The sequence below is a fragment of the Pseudomonas sp. App30 genome (assembly GCF_047947025.1).
Lineage (GTDB): Bacteria > Pseudomonadota > Gammaproteobacteria > Pseudomonadales > Pseudomonadaceae > Aquipseudomonas.
Genome location: NZ_CP133165.1, coordinates 770,794 through 789,751, shown reverse-complemented (window position 1 = coordinate 789,751; position 18,958 = coordinate 770,794). Strand labels below are relative to the sequence as shown.

Annotated in this window: 17 protein-coding genes; 14 read left to right on the top strand and 3 right to left on the bottom strand. The window is 66.6% G+C overall.

Annotated elements, in window-relative coordinates:
• The first annotated feature begins 60 nt into the window (after positions 1-60).
• Complete coding sequence (locus RAM80_RS03445; RefSeq protein ID WP_416424836.1) at positions 61-489, top strand: TOBE domain-containing protein; 429 nt, start codon at positions 61-63, stop codon at positions 487-489.
• Here the strand turns inward: RAM80_RS03445 and RAM80_RS03440 are convergent, their stop codons facing one another.
• On the bottom strand, positions 490-1,407 hold the full coding sequence (locus tag RAM80_RS03440) for a bestrophin family protein (protein ID WP_416424835.1): 918 nt from the start codon (positions 1,405-1,407) through the stop codon (positions 490-492).
• 131 nt (positions 1,408-1,538) lie between these two features.
• On the opposite strand from RAM80_RS03440, the gene RAM80_RS03435 reads away from it, so the two are divergent.
• From RAM80_RS03435 to fabV, 13 genes are all read left to right on the top strand, one after another.
• Positions 1,539-1,805: a hypothetical protein gene (locus RAM80_RS03435; RefSeq protein WP_416424834.1), complete on the top strand. Its 267-nt coding sequence runs from the start codon at positions 1,539-1,541 to the stop codon at positions 1,803-1,805.
• A 436-nt stretch (positions 1,806-2,241) separates the two neighbouring features.
• Complete coding sequence (locus RAM80_RS03430; RefSeq protein ID WP_416424833.1) at positions 2,242-3,465, top strand: SpoIIE family protein phosphatase; 1,224 nt, start codon at positions 2,242-2,244, stop codon at positions 3,463-3,465.
• Entirely contained in the window at positions 3,458-4,024 is a 567-nt protein-coding gene (locus RAM80_RS03425) for a SiaB family protein kinase (RefSeq protein ID WP_416424832.1), read from the top strand. Before RAM80_RS03430 ends, RAM80_RS03425 begins: the two co-directional genes overlap by 8 nt.
• 17 nt (positions 4,025-4,041) lie before the next feature.
• Positions 4,042-4,428: a DUF1987 domain-containing protein gene (locus tag RAM80_RS03420; RefSeq protein WP_416424831.1), complete on the top strand. Its 387-nt coding sequence runs from the start codon at positions 4,042-4,044 to the stop codon at positions 4,426-4,428.
• Between the two features lie 14 nt (positions 4,429-4,442).
• The gene (locus RAM80_RS03415; protein ID WP_416424830.1) at positions 4,443-5,168 is read left to right on the top strand and encodes a GGDEF domain-containing protein; all 726 of its coding nucleotides are present in this window, start codon (positions 4,443-4,445) and stop codon (positions 5,166-5,168) included.
• Positions 5,169-5,303: 135 nt separating this feature from the next.
• Positions 5,304-5,726, top strand: a complete 423-nt coding sequence (locus tag RAM80_RS03410; RefSeq protein WP_416424829.1) for a hypothetical protein — start codon at positions 5,304-5,306, stop codon at positions 5,724-5,726.
• Between the two features lie 272 nt (positions 5,727-5,998).
• Complete coding sequence (locus RAM80_RS03405; protein WP_416424828.1) at positions 5,999-7,096, top strand: carboxynorspermidine decarboxylase; 1,098 nt, start codon at positions 5,999-6,001, stop codon at positions 7,094-7,096.
• 28 nt (positions 7,097-7,124) lie between these two features.
• Positions 7,125-8,369: a saccharopine dehydrogenase family protein gene (locus tag RAM80_RS03400; protein ID WP_416424827.1), complete on the top strand. Its 1,245-nt coding sequence runs from the start codon at positions 7,125-7,127 to the stop codon at positions 8,367-8,369.
• Between the two features lie 276 nt (positions 8,370-8,645).
• Positions 8,646-9,794, top strand: coding sequence for a phytoene/squalene synthase family protein (locus RAM80_RS03395; RefSeq protein ID WP_416424826.1), 1,149 nt, complete (start codon positions 8,646-8,648; stop codon positions 9,792-9,794).
• Positions 9,791-11,767 carry a squalene--hopene cyclase gene (gene shc / locus RAM80_RS03390; RefSeq protein WP_416424825.1) on the top strand — a complete coding sequence of 659 codons (1,977 nt, stop codon included), beginning with the start codon at positions 9,791-9,793 and terminating at the stop codon, positions 11,765-11,767. The genes RAM80_RS03395 and shc overlap by 4 nt, the downstream gene beginning before the upstream one ends.
• Complete coding sequence (locus tag RAM80_RS03385) at positions 11,764-12,513, top strand: purine and other phosphorylase-like protein, family 1 (protein WP_416424824.1); 750 nt, start codon at positions 11,764-11,766, stop codon at positions 12,511-12,513. Before shc ends, RAM80_RS03385 begins: the two co-directional genes overlap by 4 nt.
• Positions 12,514-12,518: 5 nt before the next feature.
• A complete protein-coding gene (locus tag RAM80_RS03380; protein ID WP_416424823.1) occupies positions 12,519-15,143 on the top strand; it encodes an MMPL family transporter in 2,625 nt (874 codons plus the stop codon).
• A gap of 222 nt (positions 15,144-15,365) precedes the next feature.
• Complete coding sequence (gene fabV / locus RAM80_RS03375) at positions 15,366-16,562, top strand: enoyl-ACP reductase FabV (protein ID WP_416424822.1); 1,197 nt, start codon at positions 15,366-15,368, stop codon at positions 16,560-16,562.
• A gap of 59 nt (positions 16,563-16,621) precedes the next feature.
• On the opposite strand, the gene RAM80_RS03370 is transcribed toward fabV, so the two are convergent.
• Positions 16,622-18,241: an ArnT family glycosyltransferase gene (locus tag RAM80_RS03370; RefSeq protein ID WP_416424821.1), complete on the bottom strand. Its 1,620-nt coding sequence runs from the start codon at positions 18,239-18,241 to the stop codon at positions 16,622-16,624.
• Positions 18,242-18,351: 110 nt separating this feature from the next.
• Positions 18,352-18,936, bottom strand: coding sequence for a plasmid pRiA4b ORF-3 family protein (locus RAM80_RS03365; RefSeq protein ID WP_416424820.1), 585 nt, complete (start codon positions 18,934-18,936; stop codon positions 18,352-18,354).
• Positions 18,937-18,958: the final 22 nt, after the last annotated feature.

Sequence of the window (18,958 nt, the reverse complement as noted above, 5' to 3'; positions counted from 1 at the left end):
AAGCACATAGCGCCAATACCGATGATGGCGCCTCGATTGCCACTCACAGGGAAGCACCGCATGAAAGTCAGCGCACGCAATGTATTCAAGGGCACCGTCAGCCAGGTCAACCCGGGGGCGGTGAACGCCGAGGTAGCGCTGGCCCTGCCCGGCGGCGAGACGCTGGTGGCGGTGGTGACCCTGGCCAGCGTCAACAGCCTGGGCCTGGCGGTGGGCAAGGAAGCGGTGGCGCTGGTCAAGGCACCGTGGGTGGTGCTGGTGACCGACACCGGCGGCTACCGCTTCTCGGCGCGCAACAGCCTGCAGGGCCAGGTGGTGCGCGTCGGCGACGGCGCGGTGAACGCCGAAGTGGTGCTGCGCCTGGCGGGCGGCACCGAGGTGTTTTCCATCGTCACCCGCGAGGCCGTGCAGGAGCTGGGCCTGGCCCCGGGCGTGACGGCCACGGCGCTGATCAAGGCCTCGCACATCATTCTCGGCGTCGCCGGCTGATTACATCAGCACGCCGTCCTCGGGCTCTTCGGGCAGGGCGGCGGGCACCTCCAGCAGTTCCTGCACGGCAATCTCGATGTGCCGGCACATGGCGTTCAGCGGCAGGTCGTTGGGTTGCAGGTCGAACGGGTCGGCGATCTGGTCGCCCAGGGCGTCCAGGCCGAAGAAGGTGTACGCCAGGATGCACACTGCCACCGGGGTGAACCAGCCGATGCTGTCGATCAGGCAGAACGGCAGCAGGAAGCAGTAGATGTGCACGGTGCGGTGCAGCAGCAGGATGTAGGGGTAGGGGATGGGCGTGTTCTTGATGCGCTCGCAACCGCCCAGCACGTAGGACAGCCGCGTCAGCTGCTGGTCGATACCCATCTGCACCTGCTCGCCGGCGCCGGCCTGGCGTGCGGCGTCCTGGTAGCGCTTGCCCAGCAGGCCCAGCAGCGCGCTGGGCGGGTTCTGGTGGCCCAGCACCAAGTGCCGCGCGTGTTCGTCCAGGCGCTCCAGGGTCTGCGGCGCCACCGCCTCGCGGCGCAGGAAATGCTTGAGCACATAGGCGAACGCCACCAGGCTGTGGCCCAGCTGTTCGCGCTGCTCCGCGGCCAGGTTGGGCAGCAGGCTCAGGGTCTGGCGCGTGAGGTTGCGGCTGACAATCAACAACTCCCCCCACAAGGTCCGGGCTTCCCAGAAACGCTGGTAGGCCACGGTATTGCGAAAGCCGAGGAAGATCGCCAGGGTCAGGCCCCACAGGGTGAACGGCGTGGCCGTGAGCACCACCTTGAAGTGGAACAGGGTGCCGTGGATGGCCACCACCGCCGAGCTGATCAGCACCGTGAACAGCACCTTGCGCCAGATGGCCGGGATGATCGAACCCTTCAACGAAAACAGCAGCGTCAGGGCGGAGGGGTTGTGGGGGCGGATGATCATGCGCGCATCGGGCTCCTGCGGGGCGGGAAAGGGGATTTGCCGTGGGCGGCCCAAGCGCTATATCATTTAGTATATAGCGAATGGCCCGCTGGTGCATCCTACCCGTTCATTTTGGCCCCTGGAACGCTGCAATGCGCGAAAGAATCTACCCCTACACGGCCTGGCTGCTGACCCGCAGCTTCCAGCCCCTGGAAATCGAGCTGATCGGCCCGGGCTACGCCGCCAGCGGCTACGACCGCACCGAGTCGGGCCGCAACTACCACGTGGACGAGCTGTACCCCAGCAAGGGGGCGGCCATTGCCTGCGGCGAAGACCGCCTGGCCGAGCTTGAAGCCGACATCGCCAAGCGCCAGGCCAGCCTGGACAAGCGCCGGGATGCGCTGTACCGGCATAAGTAGGCCCGGGCGTCGAGATGGCGGCTGTCTTGAAATGGCGTCGTCTGCATCGCGACTAAAGTCGGCTCCTACACCGTTCGTGGTAGGAGCCGGCCTTGGCCGCGATGCAGGCGACGCGATTTATACGGTATAGGCATTCGCGTAGCAGCTGCCGCAAGGCTGCGTCCTGGGTCTGACACGGCGTGGGGGCAAGGACGCAGCCTGCGGCAGCTGCTACAGGGGCGGGCATCGTCTGCATCGCGGCTGTAGCAGCGGCCACAGGCCGCGTCCAAGGCGCCGCGCTTTTTCCGGCATACCGCAGGGAGTCCGGAGCCGCCTTCGGCAGCTGCTACGGGGGAGGGGAGTTCGGGGTTGTAATATCATTTTAACATTGTATGGCTAGCATCGCGCCTTCACTTCGGGTCGGCCATACACCATGCACGCAGAAACCTTCCCCTTCATGCGTCCGAAACTTCCCCGCGATCACCGCTGTGCCGGTGACCTGTGCAAGGAAGTGCCCGCCATTGAATCCAGCGCCACCAACGCGCTGGTCATGGATATTTTTACTTCGCAAAAAGAGATGACCTGCCTGGCGGTGGTGGAAGGGCGCCGGCCCATCGGCCTGATCAACCGCAATATCTTCCTGTCGCAGATGAGCCGGCCGTTCCACCGCGAGCTGTATGACAAGAAAAGCTGCATCGCCTTCATGGACAAGGAACCGCTGATTGTCGATGCGCAGATGAGCATCGAGGCGCTGACCTTCAAGACCGTGGAGTACGGCGAGAAGGCCCTTTCCGACGGTTTCATCGTCACCCGTGGCGGCGACTTCGCCGGCCTGGGCAATGGCCTGCAGTTGATGGGCGTGGTGGCCGCCATGCAGGCGGAAAAGAACCGGCAGATGATGCAGAGCATCGAGTACGCCAGCGTGATCCAGCGCGCCATGCTGCGCGCCTCGCGCGATGCGCTGAAGTCGATGCTCGATGACGCCGCGCTGCTGTGGGAACCGCGCGACGTGGTGGGTGGCGACTTCTACCATTTCGGCGCCTACGACGACGGCTGGTTCGGCGCCATCGCCGACTGCACCGGCCACGGCGTGCCCGGCGCCTTCATGACCTTGATTGCTTCCTCCTCGCTGACCCGCGCGCTGGCCCAGTGTGGCCCGCGCGACCCGGCACGGCTGCTGTCGGCGGTGAACCGCAGCGTCAAGGAACTGCTGGGGCAGGTGGAAGGCGGCCAGGAACATCCCGAGTCGGACGACGGCCTGGACGCCGCGTTCTTCTGGTTCGACAGCGCCCGCCAGGTGCTCAGCTTCGCCGGCGCGCGCCTGGGCCTGTCGGTGCTGCACCCCGGCGCCGCCCAGGTCGAGACCCTGGCCGGCCAGCGCATGGGCGTCGGCTACGTGGCCAGCGAACTGGATTACGCATGGCGCTGCGAGGAAGTGCCGATGCAGCCGGGCAGCCTGATGTTCATCGCCACCGACGGCCTGACCGACCAGATTGGCGGGCCAAAACGAATTGCGTTTGGAAAACGCAAGGCATTCGACACGCTCCTGGCCCACCGCCAGGCGCCGGCGGCTGCCATCTGCAATGAATTGCAACGTGCACTGGCGGGTTGGCAGGGAACGCAAACACGACGTGACGACCTCACCCTATTTTGCGCCCGGCTCAGGAACGACCATGGCTAACCCACACACCACACAGGACTGCACCTTTTTCGACCTTGCCCAGCAGCGCAACGTGATCTTCTATCACATGGGCTATTTCAGCCACAGCATCATCACCACCATGGCCGAGGTGATGAAGTTGCAGCTGGAAGTAGCCGGCGTCAGCGGCCCCACCCGGCGCAAGCTGTTCTCGTCGTTCGTGGAGCAGTCCCAGAACATCATCCACTATTCCTCCGACTGCCTGCGCACGCCGGTGGCCGAGGACGCCTCGGTGCGCCAGGGTGCGGTGTGCATCAGCGCCGAGGGCGACCGCTACCTGATGCAATGCGCCAACCCCATCGCCACCGACGACGTCGAGCGCCTGCGCGAAAAGCTGCTGGCGCTGTGCAAGATGTCCATCGATGAAATCAAGCAGGCCTACAAGGTGGTCCTGCGCGCCGAAACCCCCGAGGACAGCAAGGGCGCCGGCCTGGGCTTCCTGACCATGGCCCGCGACGCCAGCGCGCCACTGGAATTCAGCTTCCATCCGCGTGCGGACGAACCGGGCACCTCGCTGTTCTGCCTCAAAGCCACGATCTGAGTAGAGACACACTGAAAATGGATAATTTCTACGTTGAAGCCAGTGCCACATCGCCGGAAGTCGACTTCCGATTCGACCAGCACCTGCTGACCCTCAAGGGCGAGTCCTACCCGGAAAACGCCGCGGCGTTCTACGCCCCCGTGGTGCAACACCTGCGCAGCTACCTGGAGGCCTGCAGCGGCGAGTGCATCACCGCCAACATCGCCCTGGCCTACTTCAACAGCTCCAGCACGAAGATGCTCTTCAGCATTTTCGACGCCCTGGACCAGGCCGCCCAGGCCGGCAATGAAGTCATCGTCAACTGGTACCACGACGAAGAAGACGAGACGATTTTCGAATTCGGCGAAGAGCTGCAGGCGGACTTCACCGCCATCCAGTTCAACGACCAGCCCGTGGCCAGTTGATGAGGAGTTCCGTGATGCCGGTAGCGTTGACCGAAGGGGTGCCCGACCTGTTCAAGAGCGAGTTCGACGCCCTGCAACACGCGCGCGGCGTGCTGGCCTTGCCCCAGGCCGATGCCGACCTGTACCGCCAGTCGCTGGTGGACATGGCCCTGCATTTCGAGCGCCTGATCCGCGAGACGCGCCGGCTGATCGGCCGCAGCGACCGCGCCGAGCGCGAGATGAACACCCTCAACGCGCAGCTGCAGATACTGGCCCGGCAGTTGGAACACCGCGCCACCCACGACGCGCTGACCGGGGTGCTGAACCGCGGCGCGATCATCGAGCAGACCAGCAGCACCCTGTCACGTATTGGCGTGGCGATGATCGTGCTGGACATCGACCACTTCAAGAAGGTCAACGACGAGTACGGCCACCCTGCTGGCGACGGCGTGATCCAGGGCATCGTCGGCTGCCTGCGGCAGATCGTCGGCGAGCGCGGGCTGATCGGCCGCGTGGGTGGCGAGGAGTTCACCGTGCTGTTGCCCGGCGGCAACCTCGATGACGGCCTGGGCGTGGCCGAGGCCATGCGCGCGGCCATCGCCGGCCACGTGTTCATGCACCCGGTGAACCGCCCGGTCACCGCCAGCTTCGGCGTCAGCGCCCACCCGGCGGGCACCGGTTTCGACCTGGCCTATGGCAGCGCCGACGCTGCGCTGTACCGCGCCAAGCGCGCCGGGCGCAACCGCGTGGAAGGCGCGTAGCGGGTTTTTCTGTAATTGGTCTGAAATTCGTTTCATGGGGATTCATTGGGCAGGGCAGGGGCGCTCGGCGAAGATTGGCCCATCGCCGGCAGCCTGCCGCGCAACGCTCCAACGACCCTTTCCGGGAGGAACCCCATGAACCTGAAAGCACTGACGCTGATCCCTGTCCTGGGCCTTGCCGCCTTGCTCTCGGCCTGTGCCGGCACGATGCCCAAGCCCGACCCGCACGACGCCTGGGTAGGGCTGCAGGAAGAGGCGCGCGACAACATGCTGGCCGAGCAGCTGGACGGCCACCCGCTCAAGGACGGCCGCTACTTCCAGGTAGCGCCGGGCAAGCACAGCATGCAGGTGGTGGTGTACGCCGCCAGCAGCGTGTACGTCGACGACAAGACCTGCCACGGCACCCTGGCCTATGCCCACTTCAAGCCTGACGAGCACTACCAGCTGCGCGAGACCAGCACCGGCATGAGCATGGGCCTGGCCCTGGGTGTGGACCTGGTGAACGACCGCGGCCGCACGGTGGCGCACACCGACCAGTTCACCTGCGCTGCTGGCTGATCCCAGCCGCCCCGCGCCTGCACCCGTAGCCGCTGCCGCAGGCTGCGCTGGCCCTGTGCCTCGCTGGAGATCTCCAGTGAAGCGGACGGCCAGCGCAGCCTGCGGCAGCGGCTACGCAGTCTCCGATCGTCGATTTCCTCCCGCAAATCACCGCCAGCCTGCCAATGTGAAACATTGACGCAGCAAAATGCGCAATCTGCCCTTTCCCCCCGCCCTGAGAGAAGGCACAATTCGCGTCCATTTTTTTGGCTGGCCTTGCCGGAGGCTTCGACATGATCCAGACCCCGTATTACCTCATCGACAAAACCAAGCTCTTGGCCAACATGCAGAAGATCGCCTACGTGCGCGAACACTCTGGCGCCAAGGCCCTGCTGGCACTCAAGTGCTTCGCCACCTGGTCGGTGTTCGACCTGATGCAGCAGTACATGGACGGCACCACCTCGTCTTCGCTCTACGAGCTGAAGCTGGGCCGCCAGAAATTCGCCGGCGAGACCCACGCCTACAGCGTTGCCTGGGCCGATGACGAAATCGGCGAGATGCTGGAGAACTGCGACAAGATCATCTTCAACTCCATCGGCCAGCTGCAACGCTTCGCGCAGGCGAGCGAAGGCAAGGTCCGGGGCCTGCGCGTGAACCCGCAAGTCAGCAGCTCCGACTACCTGCTGGCCGATCCGGCGCGCCCGTTCAGCCGCCTGGGCGAGTGGGACCCGGTGAAGGTCGAAGGCGTGATCGAGCAGATCAGCGGCTTCATGTTCCACAACAACTGCGAGAACGGCGACTTCGGTCTGTTCGACCAGATGCTGGGCACCATCGAAGAGCGCTTCGGCCACCTGCTGCACAAGGTTGAGTGGGTGAGCCTGGGCGGCGGTATCCATTTCACCGGCGAAGGCTATGCTTTGGATGAGTTCTGCGCGCGCCTGAAGGCGTTCTCGCAGAAGTACGGCGTGCAGGTGTACCTGGAGCCGGGCGAAGCCGCCATCACCCAGAGCGCCTCGCTGGAAGTGACCGTGCTCGACACCCTGTACAACGGCAAGCACCTGGCCGTGGTCGACAGCTCCATCGAAGCGCACATGCTCGACCTGCTGATCTACCGCCTGAACGCCAAGCTGGCGCCAAGCGAAGGCGAGCACACCTACATGGTCTGCGGCAAATCGTGCCTGGCCGGCGACATCTTCGGCGAGTACCAATTCGACCGTCCCCTGGCCATTGGCGACCGCCTGTCGTTCGTCGACGCGGCCGGCTACACCATGGTCAAGAAAAACTGGTTCAACGGCCTGAAAATGCCGTCCATCGTAGTGAAACAACTCGACGGTACCGTCGAGGTGGTTCGTGAATTTGGTTTTGACGATTACCTGTCCAGCCTTTCGTAAGCTGGCGGCTCAAGGAGAAGTAAAGAAATTGAAGAAGAACGTTCTTATCATTGGTGCAGGAGGTGTCGCCAAGGTGGTGGCCCACAAGTGCGCGCAGCACAACGACGAACTCGGTCGTATTGCCATCGCGTCGCGTAACATCTCCAAATGCCAGGCCATCATCGACAGCGTCAAGGCCAAGGGCAGCCTCAAACAGCCCGCTGACATCAAGGCGTTCGCGTTGAATGCACTGGATGTCGAAGCAACCAAGGCGTTGATCCGCGAGACCGAATCGCAGATCGTCATCAACGTCGGCTCCGCGTTCCTGAACATGTCGGTGCTGCGCGCCTGCATCGATACCGGTGTAGCGTACCTGGACACCGCGATTCACGAAGAACCGGGCAAAATCTGCGAGACGCCACCCTGGTACGGCAACTACGAGTGGAAACACCTCGAGGAATGCCAGCAGAAGAACATTACCGCCATCCTGGGCGTGGGCTTCGACCCGGGCGTCGTGAACGCCTATGCCGCACTGGCGAAACAACAGCATTTCGACCGCATTGACTCCATCGACATCCTCGACGTCAATGCTGGCTCCCATGGCAAATACTTTGCCACCAATTTCGACCCGGAAATCAACTTCCGCGAATTTACCGGGCAAGTCTGGAGCTGGCAGAACAGCCAGTGGACCAGCAACACCATGTTCGAAGTCAAGCGCACCGACGACCTGCCGGTAGTGGGTTCGCAGAACCTGTACCTCACCGGTCACGACGAAGTGCACTCGATCTCCAAGAACCTCGACGTGCCGAACGTGCGCTTCTGGATGAGCTTCGGCGAGCACTACATCAACGTCTTCACCGTGCTGAAAAACCTGGGCCTGCTGTCCGAACAGCCGGTCAAGACTGCCGAAGGCCTGGAAGTGGTGCCGTTGAAAGTGGTCAAGGCCGTGCTGCCTGACCCTTCGTCCCTGGCACCGGGCTACACCGGCAAGACCTGCATCGGCGACCTGGTCAAGGGCACCAAAGATGGCCAGCCGCACGAGCTGTTCATCTACAACGTGGCCGACCACGAGGAAGCCTACGCCGAGACCGACAGCCAGGGCATCTCCTACACCGCTGGCGTGCCACCGGTGGCCGCTGCCTTGCTGGTCGCCCGTGGCGAGTGGGACGCGCAGCGCATGGTCAACGTCGAGGAGCTGCCAGCCGAGCCGTTCCTCAAGGCGCTGGACGTGATGGGCCTGCCGACCCGCATCAAGGACGCCAAGGGCGACCGCCCGTGGGATCAGCCAGCCTGATTCCCTGATGCGTCGGTAACACCAAAGCCGCTGCCCCCTGGGCAGCGGCTTTTTTGTGGGCGCTGGCAACGCGCGTCCTCGGTGCCATCTGCAAACCATTCCCAGCCCTTCATGAACTATTCCATCCAATCCATAAGTTCCATGGATACCCTTGTTTTTTCTACTATGATTTTCCCCGAGGGTTGAGCCCAGGTGCCGCGCGACAGACGCAGCCCTGCCGTGCCACCCCGAACACTGAGCCATTTCTGACCGTCCCCAAAAAAGGAAGGCCCCGGCATGCCCATGTTCGAGCCGCGTGAGGTTGAGGGTTCCGTGACCCCCACCGCCGATGAATACCAGGACGCGATACTGCCCAAGGTGTCGCGCACCTTTGCGTTGACCATTCCGCAGTTGCCGCCCAGCTTGCGCCGGGCTGTGACCAATGCCTACCTGCTGTGCCGGGTGGCCGACACCATCGAAGACGAGCCGGTGTTCGACGCCCAGCAGAAGCGCCGCTTCGAGGACGGCTTCATTGATGCAGTGACCGGGCGCATCGACCCCAAGGCGTTCGCCGCCGAAGTGGCGCCGCTGTTCTCCCAGGAGACCTCGGCGGCCGAGCGCGAACTGGTGGAGCAGTTGCCGCTGGTGCTGCAGGTGACCCACAGCCTCACGTCGCCGCAACGCGAGGCCATCCTCAAGTGCCTGACCATCATGTCCCACGGCATGCACGACTTTCAGCGCACGGTGGGCCGCCATGGCCTGGACACCCTGCGTGACCTGGATTGCTACTGCTACTGCGTGGCCGGCGTGGTGGGCGAGATGCTCACCGAGCTGCTGCTGGACCACGACCCGCAGCTGCGCGCCCAGCGCGACAACCTGATGCGCCTGGCGGTGTCGTTCGGCCAGGGGCTGCAGATGACCAACATCCTCAAGGACCAATGGGAAGACCACGAGCACGGCGTGTGCTGGTTGCCCCAGGACGTGTTCAGCCGCTACCAGGTGCAATTGCAGAGCCTGCACGCCGGCGCCCACGAGGGCAACTACGCCGGGGCCATGGCCGAGTTGATCGGCGTCGCCCACGCGCACCTGCGGCGGGCGCTGGAGTACACGCTGATGATCCCGGTGCGCCATGGCGGCTTCCGGCGCTTCTGCCTGTGGAGCATTGGCCTGGCGGTGCTGACCTTGCGCAAGCTGCAGCAGAACCTGGACTTCTGCCACGGCGCCCAGGTGAAGATTTCCCGTCGCGCGGTGGCCTGCACCCTGACCCTGACGCGCCTGAGCGGCAACTCCAATGCCGGCCTTGGCTGGCTGTTCGCCACGGCGGCGCGCGGCCTGCCGTTGACGCCGCTGGCCAGTGAGTGGAGCGCACCGCTGTGGCCCAAGAGCGCCATCGCCTATTCCATGGAACCGGTGCTGGTGGCCGAACAGGTGGACCTGCGCCCATGATGGACGACAGCATGCTGCTGGGCGCCGGCCTGGCCCCCGAGCCGACCCTGGCGCTGGACCCGGCCATCGAGCGCGCCCGCGAGGCCCTGCTCAAGCGCCAGCGGGCCGACGGCCACTGGTGCTTCGAGCTGGAATCGGACTGCACCATCACCGCCGAATACATCCTGATGATGCACTTCACCGACGACATCGACACCGCCCTGCAGGCGCGCATGGCGGTGTACCTGCGGCAGATCCAGGTGCGCGACGGCCACGGTGGCTGGGCCCAGTACACCGGTGGCGCGCTGGACATTTCCTGCACGGTGAAAGCCTATTACGCCCTGAAGGCCGCCGGTGATTCGCCCCAGGCACCGCACATGCGCCAGGCCCGCGAGGCGCTGCTGGCGCTGGGTGGCGCGGCGAAGAGCAACGTCTTCACGCGCATCCTGCTGGCCATGTTCGAGCAGGTGCCGTGGCGCGCCGTGCCCTGGGTGCCGGTGGAGCTGATCCTGCTGCCGCGCTGGGCGCCGATCCATATCGACAAGATCGCCTACTGGGCGCGCACCACCCTGGTGCCGCTCACCGTGCTGTGCTCGCTGAAGGCCAGGGCGGCCAACCCGCACCAGGTGGATATTCGCGAGCTGTTCGTCACGCCGCCCGAGCAGGAGCGCGATTACTTCCTGCGCGACAGCCTGCTCAAGGTGCTGTTCCTGGGCCTGGACAAGGTCGGTCGTGGCCTTGAGCGGCTGATTCCGCGAGGTTTGCGCCAACGCGCACTGGACCGCGCCAGGGATTGGTTCGTGGCGCGCCTGAACGGCGAGGACGGCATGGGCGCGATTTTTCCGCCCATGGTCAACGCCTACGAGGCCCTGGGCCTGCTGGGCTACGCCAAGGACCACCCGTTGCGGCTGACCTGCAAGCGCGCGCTGGACCGCCTGCTGGTGGAGCGCGACGACGGCAGCACCTACTGCCAGCCGTGCATGTCGCCGGTGTGGGACACCGGCTGGAGCATGATGGCCCTGCTGCACAGCGGCGACCCGGGCAAGGTCGACCCGGCGTTGCAGCAGGCCCGCGACTGGCTGGTGGCGCGCCAGGAACTGGAGTTCAAGGGCGACTGGGCGGTGAACGCCGCCCACGTCCGGCCCGGTGGCTGGGCGTTCCAGTACCTCAATGCCTATTACCCGGACATCGATGACACCGCGCTGGTGGCAGCGCTGTTGCAGCTGCTCGACCGGCGCTTCGACAGCCCCGGCGCCCATGGCCCCAGCGTGCAGCGCGCCCGTGAGTGGATGCTGGCGCTGCAGTCGCGCAACGGCGGCTTCGGCGCGTTCGACGCCGACAACACCTGCTACTACCTCAACGCCATCCCCTTCGCCGACCACGGCGCCTTGCTCGACCCGCCCACCGAGGACGTCAGTGGCCGCGTGGCCGCCTGCCTGGGCGTGCTGGGCGACCACGGCGCCGCCACGCGCCGCTGCGTGGCCTACCTGCGCGACGCCCAGCGCGCAGACGGCAGCTGGTGGGGGCGCTGGGGCAGCAACTACATCTACGGTACCTGGAGCACCGTGTCGGGGCTGGTGCTGGCCGGCGAAGACCCGCAACAGCCGTACCTGCGCCGGGCGGTGGAGTGGCTGCGCAGCCGCCAGCACCGCGACGGTGGCTGGGGCGAAACCAATGACAGCTACATCGACCCGATGCTGGCCGGCACCAACGGCGGCCTCAGCACGCCGCATTCCACCGCCTGGGCGGTGCTGGCGCTGCTGGCCCTGGGCGAAGTGGACGGGGCCGCGGCGCAGCGGGGCGTCGCCTGGCTGCAGGCGCACCAGCAGGCCGACGGCCTGTGGTCGGACCCGGCGCACAACGCGCCCGGCTTCCCGCGGGTGTATTACCTGAAATACCACGGCTACGCGGCGTACTTCCCGCTGTACGCCCTGGCCCGCTACCGCGAGCTGCGCGCGCGCCCCAGGGTGGCACGCTCCAAGGTGGAAATGTGAAGCCCAGCGCCGTAGGCATAGTGGTGGCCTTGCAGGCCGAGGCCCAGGCCCTGGCCAACGCCGCGGCGCTGCCGGGGCGCGTGCTGGAACTGCCCGGTGGCGGCCGCCTGTGGCTGGCCGGCATGGGCCAGGCAGCGGCCGGGCAGGGCGCCCGTGCCCTGGCCGACAGCGGCGTGCAGGCCCTGGCCAGTTTCGGCGTGGCCGGGGCGCTGGACGACTCGTTGCGCAGCGGCGTGTTGCTGTGCCCCTCGCACGTGGTGGACGAGCAGGGCTATCTGTTTGCCTGCGACCCCTCGTGGAGCGAGCGCCTGTGCCAGCGCCTGACCACGGCCGGGGTGGCGGTGCGCTACGACCAGGCCCTGGCCAGCCTCGGCCAGACCTTGAGCGACGGCGCCGCCAAGCGCGCCGCCGGGCAGCTGTACCTGTGCGCTGCAGTGGACCTTGAGAGCGCCGCCGTGGCCGCCGTGGCCCGCGAGCGTGGCTTGCCGTTCCTGGCGCTGCGGGCCATTGTCGATGAAGTCGACGACCGCCTGCCGCCGGCGCTGCAAGGGGCCATCGACCCCTGGGGCCAGGCGCGGCCGCTGGCGTTGGTGCGGGCGTTGCTGCGCCGGCCCTGGTTGCTGCTGCGCCTGCCGGGCCTGGCGCGGCGCATGGGCAAGGCCTTGAAGGCGCTGCGCACTGCCGCCCGCGCCGCCCCCTGCCTGGGGGCGGTGGTGGGCCAGGGCCAGCGGCCGCGGGTCTCATGAGGGGCGTGCATCAGCTCATCGCCACCCTGGTCCACCACTGCGCCCGCCGGCCCTGGACGGTGTTGGTGGTCGCCGCGCTGTTGGCGCTGCTGAGCCTGCAGGCCGCCAGCCACCGGCTGAGCATGGACACCGACGCCGACCACCTGTTTGCCGATGACCTGCCCTGGCGCCAGCAGAGCCAGGCGTTCGCCCGGCAGTTTCCGCAGTTCAGCGACACCCTGGTGGTGGTTATCCGCGCGCCCAGCGACGAGGAGGCCCACGACGCGGCGGTCACCCTGGCGGGGCAACTGGCGGCGGACAACGCGCATTTCCGCGAGGTGTCGACGCCGGGCATCAGCACCTTCTTCGACCGCGAGGGGCTGATGCTGCTGCCCCCCGACGAGCTCTACAGCGTCATCGACAGCATGACCCAGGGCGGCCAGCTGCTCGACCCGCTGGCCGCCGACCCCAGCGCCCGCGGGCTGCTCAAGGCCCTGGACCGGCTGGTGGAGGGCGTGAGCATGGGTATGGACCTGGTGCCCTACAACGTTGCCCTGGGCCGGGTCGCCGACACTTTCGAGCAGGCCCAGGCCGGGCGCCCGGTGCCGTTGTCCTGGCAGGCGCTGCTCACCCCGCAACTGGCCGGCCGCAGCGGTGGGCTGCAACTGATTCTGCTGCAACCGGTGCTTGACCACGAGGCGCTGGAGCCTGGGCAGGCGGCCACGGCCGCATTGCTGCAACTGGCCGCCGCGCTCCCCGAGGTCAAGGCCGGGCGGGTGCAGGTCAACTACACCGGCTCGGTGCCGCTGGCGGACGAGGAATTCGAGTCGCTGAGTGACCGCGCGGTGCCCATTGCGCTGGGCGGCGGCCTGCTGGTGATCGTGTTGCTGGTGCTGGCGCTGCGCACCTGGCAGACCGTGCTGGCGGTGCTGTTGACCCTGGTGCTGGGGCTGGTCTACACCCTGGGCTACGCGGCGTTGGCGGTGGGGCGTTTGAACCTGGTGTCGGTGGCCTTTGCGGTGCTGTTCATTGGCCTGGCGGTGGATTTCGGCATCCAGTTCGGCGTGCGCCTGCGGGCGCTGGAGCAGCCCGGGCAAAGCCTTGCGGCCAGCCTGCGGCTGACCGGGCTGGAGGTGGGTGGGCAGATCGGCCTGGCGGCCCTGGCCACCGCCTGCGGCTTCCTGGCGTTCGCGCCCACTTCGTTCAGCGGCATGGCCGAGCTGGGCAGCATTGCCGGGGTCGGCATGCTGCTGGCCCTGGCCTGCACCCTGACCGTGCTGCCGGCGTTGCTTGGCCTGCTGCCGCGCAGCCGCCGTGCCAGCGCCGGTGAGACCGGCCTGCCCGGCGGGCACCGCGGTGATGCCTGGCTGGCGCGGCGGCGCTGGCCGGTGCTGAGGGTGTTCGGGCTGCTGGCCGTGGCCGGCCTGTACAGCGCCCTCAGCCTGCCCTTCGACGCCAACCCGCTGCACACCAAGCGCGCCGACACCGAGGCCATGCTGACGCTCACCGGGCTGATGGACGACCCCAACACCAACCCCTTCACCCTCAACGTGCTGGCCCCGGACCTGGACAGCGCGCGCATCCTCAGTGCCCGCCTGAGCGCCTTGCCCGACGTGGCGCAGGTGGTCTCGGGGGCCGATTTCGTGCCCTTGAACCAGACCCAGCAACTGGACCAGATTCGCCAGGCGCTGGACCTGATGTATGGCGTGCTCGAACCGCGCCAGGCCTTGCCTGCGCCCACCGCGGCGCAACTGCGCGAGGCGGCGGCGCACACCCATGCGGCCATTACCGGCCTTGGCGCCCAGGTGCCGCCCGGCACGCCGCTGGCGCGCATCAGCGCGGCGCTCGACGGCCTGGCACGGGGCCCGGACAGTGCCTTGCTGCTGGCCAACCAGGCGCTGGCGCAGTTCCTGCCGGTGACCTTCAAGCGCCTGGCCGATTCGCTGGCGGCGCAGCCCATCAGCGCCGAGGGCCTGCCCGAAGGGTTGCGGCGCGACTGGTTCACCGCCGATGGCCAGGTGCGCGTGCAGGTCACCCCCGGCGCCCAGGCCCAGAGCACCGAGGGCTTGCGGCGCTTTGTGGCCAGCGTGCAGAAGGTCGCGCCGCAGGCGGTGGGGGCCGCGCTGGACACGGTGCAGGCCGCCGACACGATTCTGCAGGCGTTCGAACAGGCGGCGCTGTACGCCACCCTGGCCATCGCCGTGGTGCTGGTGCTGGTGTTGCGGCGGCTGCGCGACATGGTGCTGGTGCTGGCCACGCTGCTGATGTCGGCGCTGCTCACGGCGCTGTTCGCGCGGCTGCTGGGCATGTCGCTGAACTTCGCCAACATCATTGCCCTGCCGTTGCTGCTGGGGGTGGGCGTGTCGTTCAACATCTACTTCGTGATGAACGCCCGTGCCGGCCAGCGCCAGTGCCTGGGCTCGCCCACGGCGCGGGCGGTGCTGTTCTCGGCGCTGACCACCGGCACCGCCTTCGGCAGCCTGGCCATCGCCCGGCACCCGGGCACGGCCAGCATGGGCCTGCTGCTGTTGCTGAGCCTGGCGGCGGTGCTGGTGTCGACGTTCGCCTTCCTTCCGGCGCTGCTGTATTCCCCCGTGGCGACACGGACCGTAGCCGCTGCCGAAGGCTGCGCTGGCCCTGAACCACGCTGAAGATGTTCCGTGTACTGGCTGGCCAGCGCAGCCTGGCGGCAGCGGCTACGGCGATCGTCGTGGCGGTTGTGGAGGGTGGCGCGCACGGCAGGAAAATCCGTTTACAATGCGCCCACTTCATATTTGTCGTCATTGCCCGTGACGCGCAGCCGTTACGGGCGTCTATGAAACAGACATGGGCGCGACACTGGCCCACAGCACACCGCATAGGGAGCTCTATACATGATCATCAAACCACGCGTTCGCGGCTTCGTCTGCGTGACCACACATCCCACTGGCTGCGAAGCGAACGTCAAGGAACAGATCGACTACGTGAAGCAGCACGGCGCCATCAGCGATGGCCCGAAGAATGTGCTGGTGCTGGGTGCTTCCACCGGCTACGGCCTGGCCGCGCGCATCAGCGCCGCCTTCGGTTGCGGTGCCAAGACCCTGGGCGTGTTCTTCGAGCGCGAAGGTGACGAGAAGAAGGCTGGCACCGCCGGCTGGTACAACACCGCGGCCTTCCACAAGTTTGCCGAGGCCGAAGGCCTGTACGCCAAGAGCATCAACGGCGACGCGTTCTCCGACGAGATCAAGCGCCAGACCATCGAGGCCATCAAGCAGGACCTGGGCAAGATTGACCTGGTGGTCTACAGCCTGGCTGCCCCGCGCCGCCTGCACCCCAAGACCGGCGAACTGCTGAGCTCGACCCTCAAGCCACTGGGCAAGTCCGTGACCCAGCGCGGCGTCAACACTGACAAGGGCACCGTCGAAGAGACCACCCTGGAACCCGCTTCCCAGGCCGAGATCGACGGCACCGTGGCCGTCATGGGCGGTGAAGACTGGAAGATGTGGATGGACGCGCTGCAGGAAGCCGGTGTACTGGCCGAAGGCGCCAAGACCACCGCGTTCACCTACCTGGGCGAGAAGCTGACCCACGACATCTACTGGAACGGTTCGATTGGCGAAGCCAAGAAGGACCTGGACAAAAAAGTCCTGAACATCCGCGAGAACCTCGCCCCGCTGGGCGGCGACGCGCGCGTGTCGGTGCTCAAGGCCGTGGTTACCCAGGCCAGCTCGGCCATCCCGATCATGCCGCTGTACCTGTCGCTGCTGTTCAAGGTGATGAAAGAGCAGGGCACCCACGAAGGCTGCATCGAGCAGGTCTACGGCCTGTTCAAGGACAGCCTGTACAACGCCCAGCCGATCCTGGACGCCGACGGCCGCCTGCGCGCCGACTACAAGGAACTGGCCCCGGAAGTACAGGCCAAGGTTGAGGCGCTGTGGAACGAAGTGACCACCGAGAACCTCAGCGACCTGACCGACTTCGCCGGTTACAAGCATGAGTTCCTGCGCTTGTTCGGCTTCGAGATCGCCGGTGTCGACTACGACGCCGACGTGAACCCGAAGGTCGATATTCCCAACCTGATCCAGGGTTGATGGAATGAAAAAACGGGGCGCTTGAAGCGCCCCGTTTTTTTATGGGGGGATTTTGGTGTTTATGGGACCTGGAACACCAGCAGCGCATTGCCGTTGAGCTTGCCGCTGTACACAGGCTCAAGGCCCGGCACCAAATTACGCTCGCTGCGCGCCACGATCACCCAGGCCGGGTGCGGCAGTTTGGCCGGGTCCACGGCGTCGACGAACAGCGGCGTCGGCACCTCGTCATGGTCCAGGTTCATCATGTAGCGCACCGCCCAGGTGTCGCGGCCCAGGTTGACGAACACCAGGGTGCCCGGGTTGGCCGCGCGCAGGCCTTCCACGTGCTGCACGAAGGTTTGCGTGTCGAACTGGCGGTCCTGCTCGGGCTCCACCATCTTCACCAGCAGCCACCATTGCGCAGCCAGTGCCACCAGGCTCAGCAGCACCAGGCGCCGCGCGCGTTCGGCACTGCTGCACCAGGCCCACAGGGCGGCGAACTGCAGCAGCACCAGGCCGCCGACCAGCAGGAACAGCGACACGTCCGGCCAGTAGTCATGCTTGCGCCACAGGTGGTGGCAGGTGAACACGATGATGATGCCCAGCCCCGGCAGCACGGCCACCAGCCACTGGTAGGCGCGCCCCACCCGTGCCAGCCAGCCCTGGGCATTGAGCAGGCCGTAGGCGGCGACGGCGGCGAACAGCGGCACCATCGGCAGCACGTAGTAGGCGCGCTTGAAGTGCGGCACCGACAGCCCCAGCAGAATCATCAGGCCGCAGGCGCCCAGGCGGATGGCCAGTTGCACGTCGGCGTCCTGGCCGCGGGTGCGCCAGCGGTGGCGCAGGGCAATCAGCGTGGCCAGGGCCAGGGGCACCACTGGGAAGTAGCGGTACAGGCTCAGCTGGAAGTAGAAGAAGAACGGCTTGCCGCTTTCATCCAGGCGGCCGCCCACCTGCATGTTGCGCACGTCCTGGGCGAAGCTGTCGCCGCCGGCGATGCGCGCCAGTTCCATCAGCAGCCACCAGCCACCGCCCATCAGCAGCAGGCCGACCACGCCATAGCCGAGCACGCGCTTGATGCGCAGCACGGCCGCGGCACGGTCGGGCGCCACGCCCAGGGCCCAATAGGTGCAGGCCACGCCGCACACTTCCACTAGCCCCAGGGGCCCGCGAATGGCGAAGCCCAGTGCGAACAACGGGAACACCGACCCGCGCAGCACTCGCGAGCCGAGTTGCTCGCTGCGGTGCAGCAGGTAGAAGCAGGCCAGGCACAGCAGTGCGCTCATCTGGTCCAGGCACACCGAGCGCGACTTCTCCAGCCACTGGGTGGTGAGCGCGGTCAGCAGCACCGCCAGCAGGCCCCAGGCGCGACTGAACGGCGCCAGCAGGCGGTACAGCAGGGCCAACACGCCGGCCGAGGCAATGGCGGTGGGCAGCACGTTGGCCAGGTGGTTGGGTGCGCCGAACAGCCGCGCGCACAGGTAGCTCATGAAGGTGGCCGTGCCGGGGTAGTCGGCGTAGGGCTGGCCGTAGGTGGTGGGGAACAGGCTGGGCCCGTGGCGGAACATCTCCTGCAGGAACAGCGCCCAGCGGCCGTCGAAGCCCTGGGGTTGCTCGTTCCAGATGCCCAGGCTGAACAGCGCCAGGGCAACGAAGAAAATCAGTAGTGCGTGCAGCCGAATGCGGGGGGCGTGATCCATCTTTAATCCATACGCTCGATCAAGTCCCGGCGATGCTAGACATTTCCTTTTACGTAGTTGTGAAAGGAGTGTCGTGGCGGGGTGGTCGTGGCATGAAAGTGTTGCTCTGTTCAGCGTTCGTTCAAGTCATCGCGGTCCCAGGTGTGGCGCAGGCGCTTGAGGCGCTTGTTGACCCGGTCGATGTCCCAGGTGCTGGCATCGAAGGGCTGGCCGTGCCAGTCCAGCATGGCCTCGTGCTCGGGGTGCAGCGGGTCGGCCATGGCCTCGACGAACTGGCTGTAGCCGCCGGGGCCGCCGGCGTCCTCGGGAGGCCCGGCGTTGGCGCCGTCCAGGCAGCGCGGCAGTTCGGCCGGTGGGTTGCTGGGCAGGTACGGCATGACGCTGATCTGGTGTTCCCATTCGTCACCCATGTCATACACGTAGCTGAAGGTGCTGGCGGTGCCCAAGGCATGGGCCAGCGTCACGCCGGCTTCATCGTTCAGCGGCGGGCCGTCAGTGTCCGGCACGCCGTAGGTGGCGCCCTGGATGTGGAACTCGTGCAGGTGCATGTCGTGCCAGCCCAGGGCGGCCTGCAGCGCCTGGTGCAGGTGCGGCAGGGTAATGCCGGGGGGCACCAGCAGGTGGCGCCAGATCACCGGTTCTATGTCGGCCAGTTCGATGCGCAGCAACAGGGCGGGGACGCGGGTCTTGGGCATGGGCGGCGACCCTCGGGGGCGT